Source organism: Methylobacterium sp. E-041, assembly GCF_022829665.1.
Classification (GTDB): Bacteria; Pseudomonadota; Alphaproteobacteria; order Rhizobiales; family Beijerinckiaceae; genus Methylobacterium.
Genome location: NZ_JAKSYQ010000267.1, coordinates 1 through 655 on the forward strand (window position 1 = coordinate 1; position 655 = coordinate 655).

Below are 655 nucleotides of genomic sequence, written 5' to 3' on the forward strand. Positions count from 1 at the left end.
CTTCGAGGCGGCGGTCGGCGGGATCATCGGCATGGTGTCGTCCTCGGCGACCGAGCTGCAGGCCACCGCCCAGACCCTGACCGCGACGGCGACCGAGACTGCCGGCCAGTCCACCACGGTCGCGGCCGCGGCCGAGGAGGCCGGCACCAACGTAAACACGGTGGCGGCGGCCGGCGAGGAGCTCCGCTCCTCGGTGGCCGAGATCGGCCTGTAGGTCGGCGCCGCGGCCGCGCTGCCGCATGTGTCCGTCCGCGAGGCCAACCAGACCCGCGCCCGGGTTCCGTAGCCGAGCTCGCGCATCTGGCCGTGCGCGAGGCCGACCAGACCGGCGCCCGGGTGCAGGAGCTGAGCGCGGCGGTGTCGCGGATCGGCGCCGTGGTCGGGCTGATCTCGGACATCGCCGGCCAGACCAACCTGCTGGCCCTGAACGCCACCATCGAGGCGGCCCGCGCCGGCGCGGCCGGCAAGGGTTTTGCCGTGGTCGCCTCCGAGGTGAAGGCCCTGGCCGAGCAGACCGCCAAGGCGACGAGCGAGATCTCGGGCCAGATCGCGCAGATCCAGGCCTCGACCGGTCAGGCGGTCGCCTCGATCGGCGGGATGACCGGGCGCATCCGCGAGATCAACGCGGTGGCCACCGCGATCGCGGCGGCGGTCG

1 pseudogene is annotated in these 655 nt (G+C 74.4%); it reads left to right on the forward strand.

Going from position 1 to position 655, the window contains the following annotated elements:
- A pseudogene (locus MKK70_RS30735) lies at nucleotides 1-655 on the forward strand (methyl-accepting chemotaxis protein); the annotation flags it as partial.